Annotated in this window: 5 protein-coding genes; 2 read left to right on the forward strand and 3 right to left on the reverse strand. The window is 42.8% G+C overall.

Annotation, left to right across the window (positions count from 1 at the left end; all coding sequences use genetic code 11):
* The 3 genes from ACQ4MZ_RS31345 to ACQ4MZ_RS31355 form a co-directional block, all read right to left on the reverse strand.
* Positions 1 to 1,588, reverse strand: a 1,588-nt coding sequence (locus tag ACQ4MZ_RS31345) for a site-specific DNA-methyltransferase (RefSeq protein ID WP_430852000.1), incomplete at its 3' end; no start/stop codon positions are given.
* Between the two features lie 271 nt (positions 1,589 to 1,859).
* Positions 1,860 to 2,891 (reverse strand): nucleotidyl transferase AbiEii/AbiGii toxin family protein, encoded by a 1,032-nt coding sequence (locus tag ACQ4MZ_RS31350; RefSeq protein ID WP_430852001.1) that lies wholly within the window; start codon positions 2,889 to 2,891, stop codon positions 1,860 to 1,862.
* The gene (locus tag ACQ4MZ_RS31355; protein ID WP_430852002.1) at positions 2,881 to 3,486 is read right to left on the reverse strand and encodes a DUF6088 family protein; all 606 of its coding nucleotides are present in this window, start codon (positions 3,484 to 3,486) and stop codon (positions 2,881 to 2,883) included. Before ACQ4MZ_RS31355 ends, ACQ4MZ_RS31350 begins: the two co-directional genes overlap by 11 nt.
* A 321-nt stretch (positions 3,487 to 3,807) precedes the next feature.
* Here ACQ4MZ_RS31355 and ACQ4MZ_RS31360 point away from each other — a divergent pair, with 321 nt between their 5' ends.
* Together ACQ4MZ_RS31360 and ACQ4MZ_RS31365 are read left to right on the forward strand one after the other, a co-directional pair.
* On the forward strand, positions 3,808 to 4,011 hold the full coding sequence (locus ACQ4MZ_RS31360) for a hypothetical protein (protein WP_430852003.1): 204 nt from the start codon (positions 3,808 to 3,810) through the stop codon (positions 4,009 to 4,011).
* A 135-nt stretch (positions 4,012 to 4,146) separates the two neighbouring features.
* Positions 4,147 to 4,743 (forward strand): hypothetical protein (locus ACQ4MZ_RS31365; RefSeq protein ID WP_430852004.1); only part of this gene is annotated, 597 nt, incomplete at its 3' end.

Consider the following 4,743-nt stretch of genomic DNA (forward strand, 5'->3'; position numbering starts at 1 on the left):
CATCCTGCATATTACTGGAGTCTAGGCGATAGACACGAAAGCCGGTATCGAACTGCTTAGGCTCCTGACCACTAAAATCCAATTCCGTAGATTTTTTTTGAGCTAATTCTTCTTGTAGTTTGTTTCCTGCCCGCCGAATACGCTCTTTGCCTATCTCGCAGATATTTTTATATCCTGCTTTGTATGCCTCGCCTTTTTCATCCGTTGCTTCGGGGAGCTGAACCATGATGAATTTGCGGTTGCCACGATCCTGATTATTTAGCCTCAGCAACGCATGAGCGGTTGTGGCAGAACCCGAAAAAAAATCGAGCAAAGTACCATTCTTTTTATCATTAAATCCTACCTCCAATAGCTTCAGAATTAACTCCGATGGCTTAGGAAAGTCGAAAATTTTCGCATCCCCAAAAATATCTACAACCTCGTTCGTTCCATGCTGCGTAAAAACGTCATCAATCAAAGAAAATGGCTTTGTCTTTCTTACTTCGCCATTCTCGTCCTTTAAATACTGTTTTGAGGACAGAACCCATGTCCCATCCTTTGCTTTGCTGAATTCGACTTCATTTTTTGACAAAGCTTCTTCAAATGTTTCTTTTCCCCAGCGCCACTGTCTTTTTGGCCAGACCTGTGTCCCATCGGGAGCGGTAACCGGAAATTTTAAATTTTCTCTTGTGTCAAAACTTTTCATTCCCTCTAATGGATGAGTTCTATATCCTCCACGCCTATCAAAATTCTCGTCCCTGTTGACATAATATCGCGAAATCTGTTCGTCACTTAATGGGATAAAAAGATTGGACAAAAGGTCTTTCGAAGCTGAATAAACCAGTATGTACTCATGAAGTGAGACTAGGTGCTTTTCTTTTGCTCCCCCACCATACCTCTTCTTCCAGATTATTGATTCAATGAAATTCCCTTCTCCGAAAATCTCATCACATACCTTTCTGAGATTATGTACTTCATTATCATCGATAGATATAAAGATCACCCCATCTTCCGTTAATAGGTTTCGAGCCAATTTCAAGCGAGGATACATCATGCTCAACCAATCAGAGTGGTAGCGTCCAGATGTTTCAGGATTGGCCACCAGCCGCTGGTTTTGTTCATCTACCAAGCCGCTTTCCTCTTTGAATTCATCAGTAGCCTGGGCAAAGTTGTCCTTGTAGACAAAATCATTTCCTGTATTGTAGGGTGGGTCGATATAGATCATCTTGATCTTCCCGAAGTAACTTTCCTGCAAAAGCTTCAGCACTTCCAGGTTATCGCCTTCGATATATAGGTTTTCTGTTTCATCAAAGTTAACGGAGTCTTCACGGACCGGACGCAAGGTCTTCGTAGTCGGCAGGTTCGCTGTAACAACGGCCTCCCGCTTACCCGGCCATTCCAGCCGGTAGCGCTCTTTGACTCCTTCGATCACCTGGTAATTAAGTTCCTGTTTCAGTAGGTCAAAATCGACAGCCTTGCCGTTTTCCGTCTCAGTGATACAGTTAGGAAAGAGAACAGCTAGCGCTTCCATGTTCTTGCTCACCTGATCGGTACTGGCCATGTCAAGACGGTTTTCCTCTGATAAATAGGGCATTTCGGACTGTTCCAATTAATAAAATTGTTGTTTTAAATATTATTACATAGGTAACTTAAAAAGCAAAGACACCAAATCAAACTTGGGATATTTGCTTGGAGTAGATAAGGTCGCTGAGCGATATCAGCACAATTGTCTGTGGTAACTTCAAATGGAAACTACATCTTACTTCTATAAATTTTGTGTCGTGTTATATGTTTTTGGCAAGCTGAGAACATCATCCGAGAATTACCTATCGAGTAGTAAGGCCTACCCTTTTAGAGGTCTGTTCCTAAATACACAAGCGTCATTTCTTCTCAGCAAACGCAAGCCTGTATTCCCATGGAACCTCCGCCAGACGTGCCTTCATTTTATCGATGGATGCCAATAGCTCGTCGAAAGTCGGTGGATTTTCTTCATAGATCATCTCTTCCCTCATTCTACTGTAATCCGCAGCCCATGCGTGCACTACTGAATCCGGCGGATGGGGGTTCAATGTCTTGGGATTGTGCAGGTTGTAGTCCACCCCTCCCATTTTAGAAAAGACATAGCGGTGAGATACTATTGTCTCATACAGGTCTTGATCGGTTAGTGCGATTGCGGCCTCTGACTTGCTTAAATAATGCACGTCATACAAATGGCGGCTCAACCTATCTACTCTTATTTTTTCCTCAGGTCGATTAAACTCTTCATGAAGCAAAAATAGCTTTTCTAAGAATGTTCGCTCCGCATAGACGGTTGGTACAGTGATCAGGGGCGATGCAAATTCTCTGCCTCCATATTGCTCATCAACAAGTGAGCCGAATGTGCAATCTTTAAATGGCTCTCGGAGAGATCGGCATCCTATTTCAACCTGTACACGGGGCTCCACATATCCGGGAGCCTCAACTACATTTGGGTAGTAGATTTCGATGATCCTTGGATCTTGATCACTATCCTTATATTCAACCACATTAAACTTGACCTCGAACCCGCGTTCTGCAAACTTTCTTTGAAGCTCCTCAAAAAAAGGACCAATAGTGTACTCGCCTGCTTTTTTCCTGAGCGCTGTCATTTGTTTTTTAGACAATTCTCCTTCAAACCCGAAAAACTTTCTGTCTATCGCAAGGTCAATATCCTCAGAAAACCGATAAATAAGCCTCCAGGCTTTGCTAAGAGATGTACCACCTTTAAAAACAAGTTGACTGGCCACCTCCATTTCAAAAATTATGGCGAGCGTCTCCGTTACCCACCAGTCCTTTTCAACCGCAAATGCTGGCATTCCGGTCTCACTGCTGATAGCTTCAAAAATAACCTTTTTGTCGTTGGCCTTCAGGCCGTAAAATTCACTACGCGACATCTGTCAGAGCCTTATTCATTATTTTTTGTATCCATACTGGGGCTAGGGCAATATCATGTTTTAATATTGCAACATCTTCCATACGTAAATGCTCCACAATTTTCTTCTCTTCATAGTCACTTACATGGCCATTTCCTAACTCTTTTAAAGCTTGTATGGCAAGCCTGCTTACCTTACCCTTTGCGAGTAACGTTTTGGGTGCAACCTTCTTAAACTTAATGCTCCTTCGGCCAACCTTGATCTCACGCGGCGATCCATCAGTCAATAGCACAATCTTCATTGGTATCTGCGTACTTAATCCAAGCGCGTTTAGTGCATAGCTTCCACTTGGGACAGTTCTTACCTTATCCCTTTTTGCAATTGCCTCCGCGACCTCCTCAGCAGTCGGAAGCACAGTGCCAATAAGTTCACTTTCTCTAGGCCTCACATAGATCCCATGCGCCACACGAACGAGTACATGTCTATCTTCTAGGCGATCAAGGGCCTTCCTAACCGCTTCAGGTGAGCCATAAGGCAAGAAATCATCAGGAAAAACTAGCGCCCCCTTTGGCCTGGCCTTGATTGATCTTTCTATCTGTTTTTCAGTACTTAGCATAGCTTTACACCTTAATTTTATGTCACAAATTTAGAAAACATTTGTGACATATACAATTCTAAGTTATGTCACAAATTTTGTCAATATTTGTGACAAAGCCTAAACTGACCACATCTTATTAAATCTAAGTGTAATAAAGACTAAAAATGCGATTTAGAAAACAGAAAGCGAAAAATTTGTTTTGATGCATACCAACGTTTACCCATGAACAAAATGTGTGTCGTCTTCAATTTTTTGCTTGGTCGATCCTCTAACACTTGCGCTTGGCAAGCCTTTTCGCTACATCTAAACCGTCCAGTCGATGCATGAGGTAAATTCTGTATGAAGTTCAACGTTCGTTTTCAGGCATTCAACTGCATTTCCACACCACCAAAATCCATTAACGAAGCCTTTGTGAAATCACCTGTCTCTCCCAACAACTCTATCGTCAAACCTAAAAACTACTATTCCGTGCCTTGTGAGATGATCGGCAAAGACAAGAAAAGCCTTGTGACCACTACCCACTTTTTCGTCTCTACTCCGTGAGCCGCTTCCAGTAATTAACGCGACAGCGGAATACACGCCTGTTTTTAGGGCACCGTGCATCCAGACCGATAGCCTTTGCGGCGAACCCCCGCTTGCATTTTCCCATAGCGATATGTAACTTATGGTTAAAAGACCATGCTACGCTCTTATTTTAAAATCCGTGATCCTTGGAATTTAAAACCACACAAATTCGAGATCGGAACACTAGTCATTCAAAGCTCTTTTCACGACAATCATTTCCTTCTAAAACTTTATAGACTGGTTGAAAACGAGTTCCATGCATTTTACAATTACCACCTTGGCTATTATTTAGAGAACTTTCCAAGTGGTGAGCAAGATTTCCACCACTACGTTTCTGATATCGTTTCAACCCGGGTTCTGCAACTAAAGCTTACAAACCCATTCTCCCGAAAAGCGCTGCGTGCGAAAGAGCAAATTGAACACCTGAAAGCATTCCAACGGTTTCTCGACTCACTCGACAAGTGGAACTCATCACAAGCCTTGGAAGTGGTTATTGCAGAAAACAACAAAGAAATCGTCAGCCTTAAAGAGCAAATCAGAGAGCTTGAAAGTCAACTCCAAGCTCTTCGACAATTTGAGCCGAGTACCAAGATCGATATTCGTGCCAAACACCTCCCTGCCTTCATTTACCTCATCCACCAGTTGCAAGATTTGGTACTTCCTGACGGACGCAGACTCTTCAACTTTCAGGGACAGAGTGGGTGGTATAAG

Origin of the sequence: Dyadobacter sp. BHUBP1 (genome assembly GCF_050587785.1) — a bacterium.
Classification (GTDB): domain Bacteria; phylum Bacteroidota; class Bacteroidia; order Cytophagales; family Spirosomataceae; genus Dyadobacter.